The organism is Myxococcus sp. CA039A, assembly GCF_013336645.1.
Classification (GTDB): domain Bacteria; phylum Myxococcota; class Myxococcia; order Myxococcales; family Myxococcaceae; genus Myxococcus; species Myxococcus llanfairpwllgwyngyllgogerychwyrndrobwllllantysiliogogogochensis.
Genome location: NZ_JABUMQ010000066.1, coordinates 1 through 17,648, shown reverse-complemented (window position 1 = coordinate 17,648; position 17,648 = coordinate 1). Strand labels below are relative to the sequence as shown.

Annotated in this window: 15 protein-coding genes; 5 read left to right on the top strand and 10 right to left on the bottom strand. The window is 70.4% G+C overall.

Annotated elements, in window-relative coordinates; genetic code table 11:
* Positions 1-31: 31 nt before the first annotated feature.
* From HR086_RS13665 to HR086_RS13655, 3 genes are all read left to right on the top strand, one after another.
* Positions 32-1,501, top strand: a complete 1,470-nt coding sequence (locus tag HR086_RS13665) for an ABC transporter permease subunit (RefSeq protein WP_174465844.1) — start codon at positions 32-34, stop codon at positions 1,499-1,501.
* A gap of 8 nt (positions 1,502-1,509) precedes the next feature.
* Positions 1,510-2,244, top strand: a complete 735-nt coding sequence (locus tag HR086_RS13660; protein ID WP_174465843.1) for an amino acid ABC transporter ATP-binding protein — start codon at positions 1,510-1,512, stop codon at positions 2,242-2,244.
* A gap of 92 nt (positions 2,245-2,336) precedes the next feature.
* Positions 2,337-3,416, top strand: coding sequence for a hypothetical protein (locus HR086_RS13655; RefSeq protein WP_174465842.1), 1,080 nt, complete (start codon positions 2,337-2,339; stop codon positions 3,414-3,416).
* A gap of 5 nt (positions 3,417-3,421) precedes the next feature.
* On the opposite strand, the gene HR086_RS13650 is transcribed toward HR086_RS13655, so the two are convergent.
* From HR086_RS13650 to HR086_RS13635, 4 genes are read right to left on the bottom strand one after another with little or no spacing between them, the layout of a single operon-like run.
* The gene (locus HR086_RS13650) at positions 3,422-6,325 is read right to left on the bottom strand and encodes a CHAT domain-containing protein (protein WP_373564296.1); all 2,904 of its coding nucleotides are present in this window, start codon (positions 6,323-6,325) and stop codon (positions 3,422-3,424) included.
* Between the two features lie 11 nt (positions 6,326-6,336).
* On the bottom strand, positions 6,337-6,876 hold the full coding sequence (locus HR086_RS13645) for a hypothetical protein (protein ID WP_174462819.1): 540 nt from the start codon (positions 6,874-6,876) through the stop codon (positions 6,337-6,339).
* Between the two features lie 50 nt (positions 6,877-6,926).
* Positions 6,927-7,661 carry a hypothetical protein gene (locus tag HR086_RS13640; RefSeq protein WP_373564295.1) on the bottom strand — a complete coding sequence of 245 codons (735 nt, stop codon included), beginning with the start codon at positions 7,659-7,661 and terminating at the stop codon, positions 6,927-6,929.
* A complete protein-coding gene (locus HR086_RS13635) occupies positions 7,658-8,242 on the bottom strand; it encodes an RNA polymerase sigma factor (protein ID WP_174456508.1) in 585 nt (194 codons plus the stop codon). Before HR086_RS13635 ends, HR086_RS13640 begins: the two co-directional genes overlap by 4 nt.
* A 617-nt stretch (positions 8,243-8,859) precedes the next feature.
* Here HR086_RS13635 and HR086_RS13630 point away from each other — a divergent pair.
* Positions 8,860-10,086, top strand: coding sequence for a GAF domain-containing sensor histidine kinase (locus HR086_RS13630; protein WP_141641609.1), 1,227 nt, complete (start codon positions 8,860-8,862; stop codon positions 10,084-10,086).
* Positions 10,087-10,089: 3 nt separating this feature from the next.
* Here the strand turns inward: HR086_RS13630 and HR086_RS13625 are convergent, their stop codons facing one another.
* The 4 genes from HR086_RS13625 to HR086_RS13610 form a co-directional block, all read right to left on the bottom strand.
* Positions 10,090-10,566, bottom strand: a complete 477-nt coding sequence (locus HR086_RS13625) for a GNAT family N-acetyltransferase (protein ID WP_174456507.1) — start codon at positions 10,564-10,566, stop codon at positions 10,090-10,092.
* Positions 10,567-10,580: 14 nt separating this feature from the next.
* Positions 10,581-11,462, bottom strand: coding sequence for a biotin-dependent carboxyltransferase family protein (locus HR086_RS13620; RefSeq protein WP_254626321.1), 882 nt, complete (start codon positions 11,460-11,462; stop codon positions 10,581-10,583).
* Positions 11,459-12,745, bottom strand: coding sequence for a LamB/YcsF family protein (locus HR086_RS13615; RefSeq protein WP_174465841.1), 1,287 nt, complete (start codon positions 12,743-12,745; stop codon positions 11,459-11,461). The genes HR086_RS13620 and HR086_RS13615 overlap by 4 nt, the downstream gene beginning before the upstream one ends.
* A 209-nt stretch (positions 12,746-12,954) precedes the next feature.
* Positions 12,955-14,415 carry a c-type cytochrome gene (locus HR086_RS13610; RefSeq protein ID WP_174465840.1) on the bottom strand — a complete coding sequence of 487 codons (1,461 nt, stop codon included), beginning with the start codon at positions 14,413-14,415 and terminating at the stop codon, positions 12,955-12,957.
* A gap of 148 nt (positions 14,416-14,563) precedes the next feature.
* On the opposite strand from HR086_RS13610, the gene HR086_RS13605 reads away from it, so the two are divergent.
* Positions 14,564-15,700, top strand: coding sequence for an aminotransferase class V-fold PLP-dependent enzyme (locus HR086_RS13605; RefSeq protein ID WP_174465839.1), 1,137 nt, complete (start codon positions 14,564-14,566; stop codon positions 15,698-15,700).
* Positions 15,701-15,706: 6 nt separating this feature from the next.
* Here HR086_RS13605 and cysK read toward each other — a convergent pair whose 3' ends face one another.
* Entirely contained in the window at positions 15,707-16,630 is a 924-nt protein-coding gene (gene cysK, locus HR086_RS13600) for a cysteine synthase A (protein WP_141641604.1), read from the bottom strand.
* 50 nt (positions 16,631-16,680) lie between these two features.
* Positions 16,681-17,526 carry a serine O-acetyltransferase EpsC gene (gene epsC / locus HR086_RS13595; protein WP_174456504.1) on the bottom strand — a complete coding sequence of 282 codons (846 nt, stop codon included), beginning with the start codon at positions 17,524-17,526 and terminating at the stop codon, positions 16,681-16,683.
* Positions 17,527-17,648 lie beyond the last annotated feature (122 nt).

Here is a 17,648-nt window from a genome sequence, read left to right as displayed (position 1 = left end):
GGGATAGTTGGGCATGGGAGCTGTTCGTTCCATGTCGCGCCGCCGCCTTTCGTGTCGCCAGGCCCACACTCCCGGGCTGGCCTTGCTGTGCCTCGTGTGGGGGGTGCTGGTGCTGCTCGGCTGTGGCCGGGGTGAGGCGCCGGGCTCCCGGGGGGACTGGAAGGGGCGGACGCTGCGCATCGGGACGGATGCCACCTACCCGCCGTTCGAGTCCGTGAAGGACGGCGAGCTGGTGGGGTTCGACATCGAGCTGGGAGCGCTCATCGCGGAAGAGCTGGGCGCGAAGGTGGCGTGGACGAACACGTCCTTCGACGGGGTGTTTCCCGCGCTGATGGCGGGGAAGTTCGACCTGGTGATTTCGGCCGTGACGATAACGCCCGAGCGCCAGCAGCGGCTGGGCTTCTCCGCGCCGTACTACACGGCGGGACAGCTCGTGGTGGCGCGGGAGGCGGACACGGCCGTCACCGGAATCGAGAGCCTGCGCGGGAAGACGGCGGGCATTCAAATCAACACCAGTGCCTCGCTGGTGCTGGAGAAGTTCCCGGACATCGAGGTGCGGCAGTACCCGAGCATCGACCTGGCGCTCCAGGACCTGCGCAACGGCAACCTGGCGGGCGTGGTGGGGGATGGGCCGACGCTGCGCTACTTCCTGGCCCACGGCTTCCAGGGTCTGCGCGCCGCGGGCGGGCTGCTGACGGAGGAGCACTACGGCATCGCGATGCGGCCGGATGACCCCGCGCTGCGCGAGGCCGTCAACGCCGCGCTCCAGCGCCTTCGCGACAGCGGGAAGTTCGCCGCGCTGGAGGAGCGCTACTTCGGCGAGGCGGCCCAGAAGGCCCAGGCGACGCCGCAGGCCGTGCCCTGGGGCAAGGTGACCTGGCGGCTCGTTCAGGGCCTGGGCCTGACGCTGGGGCTCACCGTGCTGGCGTTGATCTCCGGGCTGCCCCTGGGACTGGCCGTGGCGCTGGGGCGGCGGGTGCGCTTCCGACCGCTGGCGTGGCTGTGCGCCGCGTACGTCGAGGGGCTTCGTGGAACGCCGCTGCTGGTGCAAATCATCTTCATCTACTACGCGCTGCCGCAGCTCTTGGGCGTGGACCTGGCGCCGATGCTGGCGGCGGTGCTGGCGCTGACGCTCAACAGTGCCGCGTACGTGGCGGAAATCTTCCGGGCGGGCATCGCCTCCGTGGACGCGGGGCAGGAGGAGGCCGCGCGAGCGCTGGGGATGGGCCGCGCGCAGGTCATGCGCTACGTCATCCTCCCGCAGGCGGTGCGCAACGTGCTGCCGCCCTTGACGAACGAGGGCATCGCGCTGCTGAAGGACTCCTCGCTGGTGTCCATCATCGGCATGGCGGAGCTGACGCGGGCGGGGCAGGAGCTGGCGAGCCAGCTCGCCGCGCCGCTGGCTGTCTGGCCGCTCGTCGCGTTGTTCTATTTGTTGGCCACGCTGCCGCTGACACGGCTGGCCTCGGCGCTGGAGAAGCGCCTCCACCGTCAGGGGTGAGGAAAGCCATGGCGCTCGTCGAGGTTCGCAATCTGCACAAGCGTTTCGGGGCGCTGGAGGTCCTCAAGGGCGTGGACCTCACGGTGCAGCCCGGAGAGGTGGTGGTCTTCGTGGGCCCGTCCGGCTGTGGCAAGTCCACGCTCTTGCGGTGCCTGTGCGGCCTGGAAGTCCCCTCCGAGGGCCAGGTCGTCGTCGGGGGCACACAGGTGAGCGATGAGCCCAAGGCGCTCCAGGTGCTGCACCGCCGCGTGGGCATGGTGTTCCAGCGCTTCCACCTGTTCCCCCACCTGAGCGCGCTGGCCAACGTGACGCTGGCGCCGCGCAAGGTGTTGGGGCTGTCGGACGCGGAGGCGGAGGCCCTGGGGCGGCGCATGCTGGCCATGGTCCATCTGGACTCGCGCGCGGACGCGTACCCGGGACAGCTCTCCGGTGGTCAGCAGCAGCGGGTGGCGATTGCCCGGGCGCTGGCGATGAAGCCGGAGTTGATGCTCTTCGACGAGCCGACCAGCGCGTTGGACCCGGAGCTGGTGGGCGAGGTGCTGGAGGTCATGCGCGAGCTGGCGCGCGAGGGCATGACGATGTGCGTGGTGACGCACGAGATGGGCTTCGCGGCGGACGTGGCGCACCGCGTGGTGTTCATGGACGCGGGGAAGGTGGTGGAGGAGGGCCCGCCTCAACAGGTGTTGCGCGAGCCCCAGCACCCTCGCACCCGTGAGTTCCTCGCGCGCCTGCTCAATCGGTGAGGGGATTCCCCCGCGGGGGACGTTGGGTGGAGGCACTGGCGCGATTGGCTGGCTCGCCATGATGGCGACCGGGCGCCCGTGGTGGAGCCTCGATGTCCCCTCGCTTCGTGTCGCGTCGCCCCCTGTCCTGGGGCGTGCGTCTGTCTCCCCTGTGTCTGCTGTGGTCTCTTTCCGTCGGCTGTGATTCCCCGAACTCGGGCGTGGAGGAGTCACCGCCCGCGCTGGACAGTGCCAGTGCGTCGTCCGTCACGAACCCGCCCGAGCCGGAATACCCGGATGATGGTCTGCCGCCGCTGACGCTCGCCGTCGTGCAGAGCCCCGCGGGCGACGCCGTCACCGCGCCGGTGCTGACCACGCTTCGGGCCCCCGATGACGTCACCGTCGAGTTCATCCGGGTGGACGAAGAGTCCATCGCCGTCGCCGTGGGTGGGCCCGAGACGTCCACCACGTCCATCAACCGGGTGATGACGCAGATGTCCGCCGCCGCGAGCCCCGCGGCCCTCTACCTCGCGCTGTCTCCCACGGGCACGATGGTGCCTCGCACGCTCCAGGCCCACAGCGACGTGGTCGTCGCCGCTGGCAACTGGAAGCAGGGCAGCACGTCGCCGTCCGTCTCGGAGCCGGCCCTCGGCTCGGGTGCACCGCGCTCCCTGGGCACGTGCGGCGGCTTGAAGGCCGGTGGGCAGGGCACCATGCACGACAATGCGGGTCGCTGCGAGGACTGGCACCGGGACATCGACGAGGTCACCGAGTGGATTTCGACGGACATGATTGGGTATGGCGCCTACGTGCGCGCCATCAACGGCGGCGTCTTCTGGGACATCCAGAAGCGCAACTGCCTGAAGAGTTGGTGCGACTGGGGCGTTCTCTTCAAGAAGACCATTCCCCAGGGGCACGTCTGGTATTTCCCCTACGTGAACGTGAACAACGACTTCAAGGCCCACAGCCGCGCCACCACGCTCAACAACAACGGTGTCCACCAGCACCACGTGTCCACGTGCAGCGACTGGAAGACGCGCACCAACTGGCTGTCGAGCCTGGCTGGCGGCTGCTTCATCAACTTCCAGCAGACGAACCTGTACTGCAACTCGCAGTCGTATGAGGGGCTGGACCCGAACTACATCTGGACGCCCTTCAGCGCGGGCGGCAACGGGACGCCGTTCGGCTGCTGAGCCCGTCAGGGAGGGGGCCCGCCGCGAGTTCGATGGCGGGCCCCGAGCGCGAGGCCGATGAGGAGCGCCGTCGCGATGACGAGCACCGCCTTGCTTCCCACTCCGACTGGGAAGCGGGCCGGGTCCTCGCGCGGCGAGGTGACCACGAGCGACGCATCTCCCAGCACCACCAGTCCTGCCCACGCGGCCGGGGGCAGCCCGTCATCGATGGCCTCCAACTGCGCGGCCCTCAGCGCCGCCGACGTGCTCGCCCCCATGGCCAGGTGCCGGTAGAAGCGCTCCACCAGGTCCGCGGCTTCCGCGTCCTGCAGGGGCCACAAGCTGGCCACCACCGCGCGCGAGCCCGCCTCGAAGAAGGCGCGCGCCAGGCTCAGCACCCCTTCTCCGGCCAGCACCGCTCCAGAGGCGCTTCGACAGGCGGAGAGCACCACCAGCGCGCCCTTCAGGGGCAGGTCGACGATGTCACGAGGCTGGAGGATGCCGTCCTCCTCGTCGGAGCCCGGCGCGAGCACCAGCGCGGAGCGCTCGGGAGCCTCCGCGTCGACGACGGCATGGGCCGCCAGATGCAACACCTTCACGCGTGCGAGGTCGGTGTTCTTGAGGGCGCGCTCGGAGGCCTCGGTGCCCACCAGGAGGTGGGGTGTCACCTGGGTGGTGCGCAGCGCCTCCATCACCGCATGCCCCTCGCGCCGGGCCTCGGGAAGTGCTCCGAGCCGCGCCGCCTCCGCGAAGACGCCGCCGCGCTCTGTCGCCGCGGCGATGGCTCCATCCAGGGGAGACTTGGTGCGGTCGGGGTCCGCCAGCACCAGGGCTTCTCCCCCGGGGTCGTGCGGGGACTCCAGACGCCAGTGCCGCCACAGGCTGGCGGAGGGCACCAGGGCCAGCTCGTAACGCGCCACCAGGGGCTCGTCGCCCGGACGCTCCCGCAACGCGGCGAAGGGCAGGTCATGCAGCGGTCCATCCGGGACCAGCAACAGCTTGCGCACGCCCGGAGGCAGCGCCGCGAGCGCCGGGCCGAGCAGTTGCGCATGGAGGGCCGCCGCCGCGCCGACCTCTGAGCCGTCGCGCCGCTCGAGCAGGCCGGAGAACAGCGTGACGGCCTGCGCGAGCCGCGCGCGCTCGGGGATGCGGTGCGCGCGCGCCCCGCCCCGTGTCACCACCAGCACCCATGCGCCGCCCCCCGAGACGTCGGACAGGTTCTTGTCGTCGCCCACGAGGAAGGCCAGCAGGGCCTCGTCCTCGGCCAGTTCCTGCTCGACGGCCTCCAGTGATGCGAACTCCGTCGCGCCGTGTCGCGGCGCGGGCCGCAAGTCGCGCTCGCTGTGCTCCAGCGCCTGCAGCTCACGCAGGGTCTTCTCGCGCTCCGGGGCAGGGAGGTTCGGCTCCAGGAGTCGTCGCTGCACGGCCGTCAGTCGTCGTTGCACCTCCTGGCGCTCGGGTGTGGGCTTGGACGGGAACAACGCGCGGGAGGCCATGAGGGCGTCGAGCAGCGTCCGCGCCCGGAGGCGCTCGCTCACCCCGAAGGCCCTGCGCAGCGCCTCCCGCTCGGGCAGCACGGCGGTATTCCCCGTCGCGCCGCCCGCCTCCAGCGTCCAGCCCGCCAGGCGGTGGTAGTCGCGTGCCCAGTTCGAGAACAGCTCCGCCTGACTGGAGGCATCGGTCTGTGATTGGCGGAGGGCCTCCACCGCGTCCAGGGCCCGCTCGACATGCACCAGTGCCTCCAGCAGGGGCTGTGTCCGGTAGGCCACCGTGCCTCGGCCGCGCAGGGCCAGGGCCAGGTACTGCGGCTCGCCATGCGCGTAGGCCAGTCGCAGCGAAGTGTCGGAGTCCCGGAGCGCGGCGGCGGGGTCCTGGCCGGCCCGCCGCTCCGCGCGCGTCCAGAGACAGGCGATTCGCCGCTGGTTGGAGTCCAGCTCCTCCGCCAGCTCCATGCAACGCTCCAGCAGCGCCTCGGCCTCGAGCTGCTCCTCCGGGGATGGGCCGAGCACGTCCACGACCAGGCGCAGCGCGCGACTCACCAGCTCCTTGCTCCCCGTGTTCTCCGCGGCGACCAGCGCCTCGCGGGCGAGGGCCAGCACCCGCGCCCCGCCGCCCGGCTCGCGGTCCCTATCCAGCCGCCGCAGCGCGAGGTTGGCGAGCGTGAACCGCGCCTGCCCCTCCAGGGCGAGGCCTCGCGTGTCGTGGGCGTGCTCCGCCAGGCGGCGGTTGGCCTCCGTGGCCTCCTCCAGCCTGCCCAGCCGCTCGCTGACGCCGGTCATGACGGTCAGGTACTGGGCCTTCAGCCCTGGGCTGCCGTCCGGAAAGGTGAGCGGCTCGGCGCGCTTGAGGACGCGAAAGGCCCGGCCCAGGTCCTGATCCACCTCGTAGAGTTGACTGGCCTCGACGAGGAGCGCGCGCGCGTGGAGATCCGCCCGCCCGGAAGACTGGGCCACCTCGACCACGCGTTGTGTCCACTCCCGGGCCTCGCTGCCGCGCCCCATCGTCAGGAGGATGGAGCGCAGGTTGATGCCGGCCAGCACCTCTCCCTCCGCGTTCTTGAGTCGACGGAAGGTCAAGGCGGCACGGTGGTAGGGCGCCTCCGCGGCCTTCCTGTCGGCCAGGTACTCCACGTGTCCGGACACCAGGGCCAGCCAGCCGTTGTCGGGATGACGCTCCATCAGGGCCTTCAGCTCGCGCCTGACGGTGTCGCGCGCGGGCGCGGCCTGCGCGCACTGGTAGAAGCACATCGCGGAGGACTGCTCCTCCGGATGGGCCTCGAATCGCTCCCGGCACTCCACGAGCGTGGGGGGCGGGGGACGGTCCGCGCCCTTCGCGAAAGCAGCGCCCGGACACACGACGAGGAGCATCCCCGCCGCGAGGGCGAGGATGCTCCAGTGACAGCCCTCGGGTCGTCGCTTCCGGAACGTCACAACAGGGGATGTCAGTGTGCTGAGTGGACTACGGGGATGCATTTGAGCACCTGCATCGTTGTCGGAACCGTCGGCCGCTCCGGCTCGGGCATCTCATCCTTCTCCATCTGCTCCAGCTCCCAGTAGCAGACGGACGGCTCGGACCACGGGGATGGCGCCACCGGAGACCAGCGCTCCACGGTGAGGATGGCCACCAGGCGCGGCGTGCTGCTCTGATAGGCGATGGCCCGCGCGTACAATGTGTCGGCGACCAGCGCGCGGTAGCTCAGTCTCAGGGGCGTGGTCTCGGTCAGCACGCCATGGGTCTGCGCCACCACGACGCCGGTGACACTGTTGACGAGCTGGAGGGTCACCAGTTGATTGACGCTGGTGCGCACGCCGTTCTCCACCACCGAGGCCACCACCTGGTCGCGCGCCTCGCCCGCGATGGGCGTGGACCGCACCACCGATGTGGTCACCGGAGGAACCTGCGCCCCGGCTTGTCCAGACAGTCCACCCACCAGTACCGCGAGCGCCAGCAGCCCCCCCTGCATCCATCGTTGCGTCTTCATTTGAATGCCTGCCTTCATGACGTTCCTCCCCTGACTTCGCTCCCCATGCATCACTCCAACCGATTGACGAAGGTGATGCCGCGAAGCACCTGTCCGTCCGGCAACCGCGCTTCCACCTGCCACAGCAGCTTCGTTCCCGACTCCAACGGCGCGAGGACGGAGGCGGGCACCCGGTACTCGCTCTGCTCCAGCGAGTCCGCGCGGTGCACCCAGCTCAGGTCCTCCGTGGACAACCGCACCGACCAGCGCGTGCCGGCGGGGCCTCCGCTCCAACGCAAGACACAGTCCTCCCGCTTCAGCGGCGCGTCCTCTGGCACCTGGGACACCAGCCCCGACGGGTCCGCTCCGCGCAGCCTGGGAGACAAGGTGTCCTCCCTCATCGCGACCCCCACCACGACCAGCGCCAGCGCCGCCGTCGCCGCCGCGCCCAGCAGGGGACGGCTCCAGGCGAAGCGGAACCGCCGCCGTTCCCGCGCCTCATCGGCCGGCCTCCGCGCGTGAGGGCCCGCCGCCTCGGGACGCTCGGGTGCCTCGGCCTCCCTGGCCGCGCGCGTCAGCTCCAGGGCCAGTCGCCACGCGGCGGCCCATGCGGGGTCGTCCGCCACGCGAGCGACGACGGCCTTCCGCTCCTCCACGGACAGCTCCCCGCTCACCGCGCGCCACACGAGGTCGGCGTCCACCGGTTCATCGCTCGCGGCCAGCTCCTCGTCGCGCACCGTGGCGCGCAGGCGCTCGACGGTGGCCTCGTCGGGCTTCGTTTCGTCGTCGCGTCGATGCTCGCTCACGGCTCGAATCCCTTCGTGGAGAGGCAGACGCGCAGCGCGCTCAGCCCGCGGTAGACGAGGTTCTCGGTCCGCTTGCCGTCCCAGCCCATCAGCTCTCCTGCTTCCGGCACGGTGTGGCCCTGGAGGTACAGCGTCACCGCGAGCCTGCGGTCCTGTGCGAGCTGGCGCAGGCAGTCGCGCACCGCCCGGGCAATCTGCGACGCGCTCGCGGACTTCTCCGGGTCTCCCGACGCCACCGGCTGCTGAGGCAGCGACTCCACCTCCTCGATGGGGACCTCGCGGCGGCGATCCACGTTGCGCAGTTCGTCCACCAGCGCCGTGTACGCGACGCGGTACAGGTAGGAGGGGGAGAGCCGGGAGCGGTCGGGCTCGCGGCGCTGGAGCTCCATGACGCGCATCATCGCCGTCTGCACCAGGTCATCACGGCGGTTGGCCAGGCGCGGGGGACACACGCGGGCGACGGCCTGGGTCAGCTCCCTGCGAAGCTTCTCCAACTCGTGACCTGACAGAGGACTCGCGGCCAGGGTCGGCCTTGGTTGCGACTCCACGCGGAAGGTCCTCCAGGAAGCGCTCATGGTCATCGAAAGGTCCCTCCTCCGGCAAGTGTGACGCTCTGTTCGATGGGTATCTCGCTGGCAACGAAGGCTCGTTGCCTTCCTGGGATGGCGGACGACTCCGGCAAGGACACGCCTCGTGAGCTGTCGTGCGCCACGGGAAGCGACTTCTTCCCGTGCGGGTTGACCGGGCGGCCTCGCCACGAACTCAGCCCCGTGTTGTCCTCGGTCTTTCGCAAGGCGTCTCTCGGAGGTGGCGCGAGTCCGTCGACATGACGGTTCCTGGTGCGTGCCTGTCTTCCGGGACGGCCCCCGCGCTTTTTTCCCCTCACCCCCGTGCGCTGATTTTTCGGGAGGGGCACGCACCCACACCGGCACCTCCCACCTGAAGGGGCGAGCGGGTGCTATTTTCCATTCAGGTGGAAACCCCGGGTGGTGGGCGGATGTCGACGCGTGGGCAAAGCCCGTGACGTCGGGTGCTCCCTGGGCGCGCGGCGTGGCCGGGCGGGTCGCGGGTTCCTATATCTAGAAGATGTCGACAGGAGGCAGGTCGCCAGGATGCTCTCCGGGCGGACACGACGAGCGAATGAACGTCCTGTTTCCCAGGTGTGTTGGCTGAGTCCTTCTCACAAGGAGGCCGTCCCTTGCGAAGGTTTCAGGAGCGCCTGCCACTGGAGGCGCTGACATTCGACGACGCGCTGGTCTTGCTGGACGTGGTGCAGGAGCTGGCGCACCTGAGGACGCTGGAAGACGTCATGGCGTTGGTGCGCCGGGCGGCACGACAGCTCAGTGGCGCGGATGGGGTCACGTTCGTCCTGCGCGAAGGCAACCTCGTGCACTACGCGGATGAGGAGGCCATTGCCCCCTTATGGAAGGGGCATCGGTTCCCCATCGAGTCGTGCATCTCCGGGTGGGCCATCTTGAACCGGGAGCCCGTGGTCATCGAGGACATCTACGCGGATGACCGCATCCCTCACGACGTCTACCGCGCGACGTTCGTGAAGAGCCTCGTCATGGTGCCGGTGCGTCGCGCGGACCCCGTGGGGGCCATTGGCGCGTACTGGGCGGAGCGCCGGGTGCCGGGGATTCGGGAAGTGTCCCTCCTCCAGTCGCTCGCGGACTCCGCGGCCGTCGCGGTGGAGAACGGGCGGCTGTACGAGGCGGAGCGCGCGGCGCGGCGGGCCGCCGAGTCGGAGACGCGCCTGCGCCGGGAGCTGCTGGCGATGGTGTCCCATGACTTGCGCAATCCGCTGGGCGTCATCGCCATGACGTCATCGCTGCTGGCGCCGCTGCTGTCTCCGCTCAACGGGCGCGCGCGGCATCATCTGGACACGCTCAACCGCTCGGCGCTCCGGATGGAGCGGCTCATCCATGACCTGCTCGACTTCGCGGCCATCGAGGGCGGGGGCTTCCGGGTGAGCCGCGTGCCGTTGGCGCTCTCGCGGCTGTTGGAGCAGGCGTCGGAGCTGGGGCCGCTGGCGCAGGAGCGGGGCATCGGGCTGGAGCTGCGCGTGCCCGAGCGGGATGTCGACGTGCGATGTGACCCGGACCGCATCCATCAGGTGTTCTCCAACCTGGTGGGCAATGCCGTCCGCTTCACGCCCGCGGGTGGGCGCATCACCGTCATGGCGGAGGTCCATGCGGATTGGGTCGAGCTGAGCGTGGAGGACACGGGAGCGGGGATTGCGCCGGAGGTCTTGCCCGTCTTGTTCGACAGGCTCCAGCGGCCGACGCGAGTGCCGGGGAGTGGCGTGGGGCTGGGGCTCTCCATCACCCGAGGCATCGTCGAGGCGCACGGTGGCGCGGTGCGCGTGCGCAGCGAGCTCGGGCAGGGGACGACCTTCACCTTCACGCTGCCGATGGAGGGCTGAGCGTCAGGGGTGGAGGCGCTCGTAGCGGCCTTCGGTGACGCGGTGGAAGCCGAGTGACTCCGCGAGCCGGATGGCGCCGAGGTTGCCGGGCTGGGTGAGGGCGAACAGCCTCTTCAGGCCGAGCGATTGGAAGCCGAACTCGAGCAGGGCCCGCGACGCCTCGCGCGCGTAGCCGTGACCCCAGAAAGCCGGGTCGAGCTCGCAGCCGTATTCCGCGGAGGTGTCCTCGGGCGCTTGCTTGCGCACGCCGCAGGTGCCGATGACGCGGCCGTCCAGGGTGATGGCGAGCTGGTACTTCGCCCGGGGGACCTCTTGCGCCCAGCCACACAGCATGGCGACGAAGGCGCGTACGTCCTCCTGGGTCGGTGGCGGCTGGCCGTAGTGCTCCAGGTACGCGGGCTTGGAGTGGTAGGCGAAGACGCTCGGGGTGTCCTCGCGCTGGAAGTCCCGAAGGACGAGCCGTTCGGTGCGCAGCTCCATGCGATTCACCCTGCTCAGGCCCCGCCACGAAAGCGCCGCAGGTGCTGTCGCCAGGCCTCGCGTGCTTCGTCTGGATTGACGGCGTGGAACTCGACGGTGGCTCCGGGGCGCCGTGCTCCGAGCCGGCCCCAGTCCGCGCGGATGACGGTGGCGATGAGCGGATAGCCGCCCGTGGTGGGGTGGTCCGGCCCGAGGATGATGGGCTCACCCGACAGCGTCACCTGGATGGCGCCGCGCACCATGGGCCGCGACGTGCTCGCGCCCTCATCGCCATGCGCCAGCGCGGGGCCCTGCAGGCGCATCCCCACGCGGTCGCTCGCGCTCGACACGGTGAAGCTGCTTCCCAGGAGCGAGGCCGCCATCAGCGCGTCGAAGCTCTCCGTGTCCGGTCCGAGCATCAGCCGGATGGGTGCCGTGTCATCCCAGAGGCCTTCCGCGTCCACCTGCTCCGAGGGCCCTCGCGGCGCTCCCACGGGAAGCGAATCCCCGGGGCGCAGCACGCGCCCTTCGTGTCCACCCAGTCGCGCCACCAGCAGCGTGCCGCGCCCACCCAGCACCTCCGGCACGTCCAGTCCACCGTCCACCGCGACGTAGCGGATGCTGGCGTGCTCCGGGGCGGGCACGCGGAGGCTCTCCCCGTCGGACACCACCTGTTCGCTTCTCCCATCCACCGAGACGCGCAAGGGCCTGCCTCGCGCGCGCAGCTCCAGGGACCCCAGGCACTCCAGCGCCGCCGCGTCCCAGGCGTTGCCCACGGCGCGGTTGGCCAGCGCCAGCAGCTCCGGCACCAGCGCGCCACCGGGTGGGACGCCATGGTGCATCTGCCCCGGCCGCCCGCCGTCCTGCACCGTGGCGGGCCCTCCCATCCCCACGATTTCCAGCCAGCCCGCCATCATCCCACCCGCTCGAAGCGCACCCGGTCACCGAGTTGCAACACCGCGCCCCGGTCCGGGTGGAAGGCCGTGAAGTCCAGCGCCGTGCCAATCAGGTTCCAGCCGCCCGGCGACGCGAAGGGATACACGCCCGTGCGTCCGCCCGCGATGCCCACCGCGAGCGCCGGCACCCGCATGCGCGGCGTGGGAAGGCGCGGCACGACGATGCGGGGGTCCAACTCGCCCAGATACGCGAAGCCCGGGAGGAAGCCCACGCAGCGCACCGAGTACTCGCGCGCCGCATGGAGCCGGGCCACCTCGTCCACGGACAGGCCCGCGCGCGTGGCGACCTTCTCCAAATCGGGCCCGTCGTAGCGCACGCGCAACGTGATGAGCGCCTGCTCCGGCGGGGCCACCGTCTCGCGCAGCAGTCGCGCCAGCGCCAGGCGGGGTTCATCGGGAGGCGCGGAGGGGTCGAAGTACACGCAGGCGTGTTCCTCGGTGACGACGGCGTCCACCACGCCGGGCAGGGCCCGAAGCACCTCGCGCGCCGCCCGCCGCTCCAGGCTGTCGGGCAGCGTCAGCCGCAGCGCGCCGTCTCCCAGCGGCTCCACGTGGAGTGACAGCGCGTCCAGCGTGGCGCGCACCTCGCGGGCCAGCTCCACCGCCCCGGGCGTGTCGCCATGCACGCACACCGTATCGACGGTGCCCTGGGTCGCCAGCCGCACGGTGTTCTCCCGCACCTTCGCCGCCTCCGTGAGCACCGCGCCCGGTTGCCCCCGGGGAATCAGCGAGCCATCCGGAAGCGTGCCCCGGTCCGCGAAGCCCTCGCGTGCATGGGCCAGCCCCGCATTCCTCGCCGCGTCTCGCAGCGAGCCCTCGGCGGGCGCGATGAGGGTGACGCCCGTGCCCAGCGCCTCGACGATTCCCTCCACCACCGCGCGCGCCAGCACGGGCGAGGTGTTGGCCGCGTGGTACAGCGCGCCGTGGAGCTTGGCGTAGACGACCGGCACCCGCTGCTCCTGCGCCAGCCTGGAGAGGCGCGCGCACTGGCTCGCCACCTGTCCGCGCAGGACGTCCGGTGTCACGTCGAGCGCTCTTCGTCCGAAGCCCTCGCGGTCCTCATAGGACGGATGCGCGCACACCCGGGTGCCATGGCGCGCGCACAGCTCCAGCGCTCGGCGCATGGAGGCGTCGTCTCCGGCGTGTCCGCCACAGGCGATGTTGGCCACCTGGGCGAGCGCATAGAGCCGCACATCCTCGTCGGGCAGCTCACCCAGGTCGATGTTGAGGAGGCACTCCGTCATGCGTCCACGCTATGCGAGCCGCGTCCCGGACGCAGCCTTCTCCCCACGGGGCGGAAGGCTTGGAAGATTACACGCACCACCCCGGGGCAGGGGCCGGTTGGCACCGGGGTGGCACGTGCCCCGGCGTGTCGAAGGACACCCCGAGGAACTTCCACCCCAGATACGTGGGGGCTCCCTTTCTCCGGTCATTTCCCGCGAATTTCAGCGGGTCAGTGGGAGACGGGAGGCAGGGTCGCGGGGCCTCCGGATTTCACCCAGCGGACGAGGGCCAGCGCGGTGGGTACGTCGAGCAACTCCGCGTAGGTGGGCATCGTCGTCCCCGGCTGGAACTGCTCCGGGTTGCGCACCCAGCGCACCAGCTCCGCGTCGCCCCGGCGGGAGGCGCGAGCGAGCCGGTCATGGTAGCGGGCCCCGGGCGCATGACAGCCCGCGCAACCCAGTTGCGTGAAGAGCTTGGGCGCATCCACCCGGGCTGGCACGACTCGAGGCTTGCGCGGCGCGGGCGGTGCGACCTTCGGTGGCGCCGATGCGGAGGCACTGCTGCTCGGCGCCGCCGTGGCTCCAGTGGTCGCGACGCTCGCTGGCGCCGAAGTGGCCTCGGCCGGAGTCGCGACGCTTTGACCGCTCGTTGGAGCGGGCGCGTGGGCGACCTCGCCAGTTGGTGTGGCCTCCTCGGGCGCTTCCACTTCCCGCACGTCCCCGGTCAACGAGACTGGCGTTACCCAGTCCGGGCGGGGCGTCGTGGCGGTGAGTCGGGGCCGTGCTCCGTCCACGGCGTTCTTCCGAGGTGGCATCGAGCGCAGATAGTCATAGAGGGCCTGGGCCTCCTCCTCATCCATGCCGCGAAAGCGGGGCATGGGCGAGCGCAGCGCGGAGCCATCCGGCGCAATCCCATCCCGCACCGCGCGCATGAAGTCCGCCCGCGTCCAGTGGGCGAGCCCCGTCTCATGGAAGGTGATGTTGCTGGAGTGGACCTCCTGGCCCTCCGGGTCCTTGAAGGACATTCCTCCCGAGAAGACGTCATCGCCCTGCGTCTTGTCCGGACTGAAGCCCGGCGTGTGACAGGAGGCGCAGTCGTAGACGTCCTGGGCCATGTACCGGCCGTACTCCAGCGTGGGGCCCTTGGGCGGCACGGGGATGCCGACGACGGGCCGCTGCACCGGCTCGTTGCCGGTGATGACTCGGAATCCCAGTCCGCCAATGAAGCTGAAGTCGGAGCGCGGCGCGGGAGTCGCGTCCGGCGTGAAGAGTGGATGCCCCGAGCGCATGAAGCCCAGCACCGCCGCCAGGTCCTTGTCCCCCATGCCATAGCTGGGCATCACCATCAGCCGTCCGTCTCGACTCACCGCGTAGCGGATGACGCGCGCCAGCTCCTCGTCCGTCGCCGCGCCGATGCCCGCCGTGGGGTGCGAGGTGAGGTTGGACGAGTGGAAGTCGCCCATGTACGACGGCAGCTCGTGCAGCGGCGCGCCGGAGGCCGTCTCCGCGTCACCGCTCCGGTGACACGCCTCGCAGCTCGCATGGAAGATGACCGCCCCGCGCGCGAGCGCCGCTGGAGAGGTGTCCGCGCGAATGGGCGGATAGGGGGCCTTGACGGTGCCGGCACAGCCCGCCAACAGGAGGCCCAGCAGCAACGTGCTCCTCACGGAACCGCGAACCTCGCGACGCATGCACTGCGCTCCCCGCTGATGAGGGCCGGAGGTATAGCCCATCCGCTCACCGTCAGGGGAGGGGGCCCCTGATGGCGGGTGAACGCGGGCACGCCTCCCCGCGCACGTCGTCCGCCTGACTGGGAGGCGGGTGGCTAGACTCGGACGCATGACGCGCTCCCTCGAGTCCTACCGCGCCCTCTTCCCGGTGCTGCAAGAGCAGCTCTACTTCAACCATGCCGGAGTCGCGCCCACCAGCCTGCGCGCCGCCGAAGCCGTGCGCGAGTGGATGGACGACCTCGTCTACCATGGCATCCGCCACGAGCGAGGCTGGGAGGCCCACTGCGAGCGCATCCGTGCGTTGGCGGCGCGCCTGCTCCATGCCGAGCCCGGCGAAGTGGCCTTCGTGCGCAACACCAGCCACGGCCTGGGTCTGGTGGCGGAGGGCCTGGACTGGAAGCCGGGGGACGAGGTGGCCGTGGCCACGTCGCTGGAGTACCCCTCCAACGTCTACCCGTGGCTGCACCTGAAGGACCGCGGCGTCGCGGTGCGCGAAATCCAGGTGCCGTCCGGAGGTGTCACCCCCGAAGCGGTGGAGCAGGCCCTGACGCCGCGCACGCGGCTGGTGGCGGTGTCCTCCGTGCAGTTCGCCACAGGGCACCGAACGGACCTGGAGGCGGTGGGCCGGGTGTGCGAGCGCGCGGGCGTCCTCTTCTGTGTGGACGGCATCCAAAGCGTCGGCTGTGTGCCGGTGGACGTGAAGAAGTGTCGCATCCACTTCCTGAGCGCGGACAGTCACAAGTGGATGCTCGGTATCTCCGGCATTGGCCTGTTGTACGTGGCGAAGGAGGTGCTGCCCCGGCTGCGTCCGGTGCTGGTGGGCTGGCGCAGCACCACTGACGCGTGGAACTTCAACCGCACCCACTTCGAGCTGCGCGCCGACGCGGGCAAGTTCGAGGAGGGCAGCGCCGCGTACCCGGGCCTCTACGCGCTGGGCGCCGCGCTGGAGCTGTTGCAGGAGGTGGGCGTGGAGAACATCGAGGCGCGCATCCGGGAGCTGCTCGCATCCCTGGAGAAGGGCCTGCTCGCGCTGGGCTGCGAGGTGGGGCCCGCGCCGGAGCATCGCGCGGGCATCCTCACCTTCCTGCCGCCCGGGGCGCAGGCGCGGGCGCTCGGGGCATATCTGTCCGAGCACCACGTCGCCCACTCCGTGCGCCGGGGGCGCATCCGCCTGTCCCCGCACTTCTACAACCTGCCGGAGGAGATGGACCGGCTGGTGGAATTGGTGCGGGGATACGGCGGCTGACGGCGCTCAGCCCTGGGGCGAGAAGAGCGTGTCGATGGACAGGTAGCGCTCGCCGGTGTCGTAGCAGAAGCACAGCACGCGGCTGCCGTCCGACATCTCACCCAGCTTCTGGTTCACCGCGGACAGCGCGGCGCCGGAGGAGACGCCCACGAAGATGCCCTCCTCGCGCGCGGAGCGGCGGGTGAACTCGAAGGCGTCTTCCTCGGTGACCTGTACGGTGCCGTCCAGCACCTCGGTGTGGAGGTTCTTCGGGATGAAGCCCGCGCCGATGCCCTGGATGGGGTGGGGGCCGGGCTGGCCGCCGCTGATGACGGGCGACTTGGTGGGCTCCACCGCGAGGACCTTCAGCTTGGGCCAGTGCTGCTTGAGCACCTCGGCGCAGCCAGTGATGTGGCCGCCGGTGCCCACGCCGGTAATCAGGTAGTCCAACCCGTCCGGGAAGTCCTTGAGGATTTCCTGGGCGGTGGTGCGCTTGTGCACCTCGATGTTGGCCTCGTTCTCGAACTGCTGGGGCATCCACGAGTCGGGCACCTGGGAGAGCAGCTCGTTGGCGCGGGCGATGGCGCCCTTCATTCCCTGGGCGCGCGGGGTGAGCTCGAACGTCGCGCCATAGGCGGCCATCAGGCGGCGGCGCTCGACGCTCATCGACTCCGGCATGACGAGCACCAGCTTGTAGCCCTTCACCGCGGCGACCATGGCCAGACCGATGCCGGTGTTGCCGCTGGTGGGCTCGATGATGACGCTGTTCTTCTTGAGGATGCCGCGCTTCTCCGCGTCCTCAATCATGGAGAGGGCGATGCGGTCCTTGATGCTGCCGCCCGGATTGGCGCGCTCCAGCTTCATGTGGACCGTGACGCGCGACGGGAACAGCCGGTTGATGCGTACGTGCGGCGTGTTGCCGATGGTCTCGAGGATGTTGTTGACCTTCATGTCGGGCCTCGTCGGGGGCTGCGCGGGGTAGGTGCTTCGCAAAGGCGTCATCAAATGTGGAACTCGATGGCGTCCAGGACGCCGTCGGCTCCACGGGGACGAATCTCGCTGCGTCGGGTGACGACGGAACCCGGAGGGATGCTCTGCGTGAGCCACGCGTTGCCGGCGATGATGCTGCCGTGGCCCACCACCGTCTCCCCTCCGAGGATGGTGGCGTTGGCGTACACCACCACGTCGTCCTCAATCGTGGGGTGGCGCTTCTTGTCCGCCAGGGCCTTCTCCACCATGAGGGCGCCCAGCGTGACGCCCTGGTAGAGCTTCACGTTGTCGCCGATGAGCGTCGTCTCACCGATGACGACGCCGGTGCCGTGGTCGATGACGAACCGCCGGCCAATGGTGGCGCCGGGGTGGATGTCCACGCCGGTGCGCTGGTGGGCGAACTCGGTGAGCAGCCGTGGCAGGAGCGGGAAGCCGAGCATGTGCAGCGCATTGGCCACGCGGAAGATGGCGATGGCCTGGAAGCCCGGGTACGTGAGGATGACCTCGTCCACGGAGCGGGCGGCGGGGTCCGCGTCGAAGATGGCCTGCGAGTCCTGACGGAGCCAGTCGTAGAGCTCCGGCAGCCGCTCCATGAAGCGCGCGGGGATGCTGGCGTTGATGTCCGGGTAGAGGGGCGCGAGCGTTTCGCGCAGGCGGTGGAGGCTGGCCTCCACGGTGGTGACGTCCCGGCGGACAGCGGCGGCGGTACACTCCAGGCGCTCCGCGAAGTGAGGGAACAGCAGCCCTAGGACCTGTGCGACGAACTCGGGGGCCGCCCGGCGCACGTCCGGGGGGAAGCAGTGGCGCTGTCGGGCTTCCAGCAGTGCCGCGACCAGCCTGGCGTTGGAATCATCCATGAACCCCTCCATTTAATGCGGTGCGTGGTGGGGCCGCACCACCTGAATCCCTGGATGGCTCGGAAGTTCGGGTGAGTGTGGGACAAGTGGACAGCGGGGGATGCCGGGGGGCTGCCCTGGCG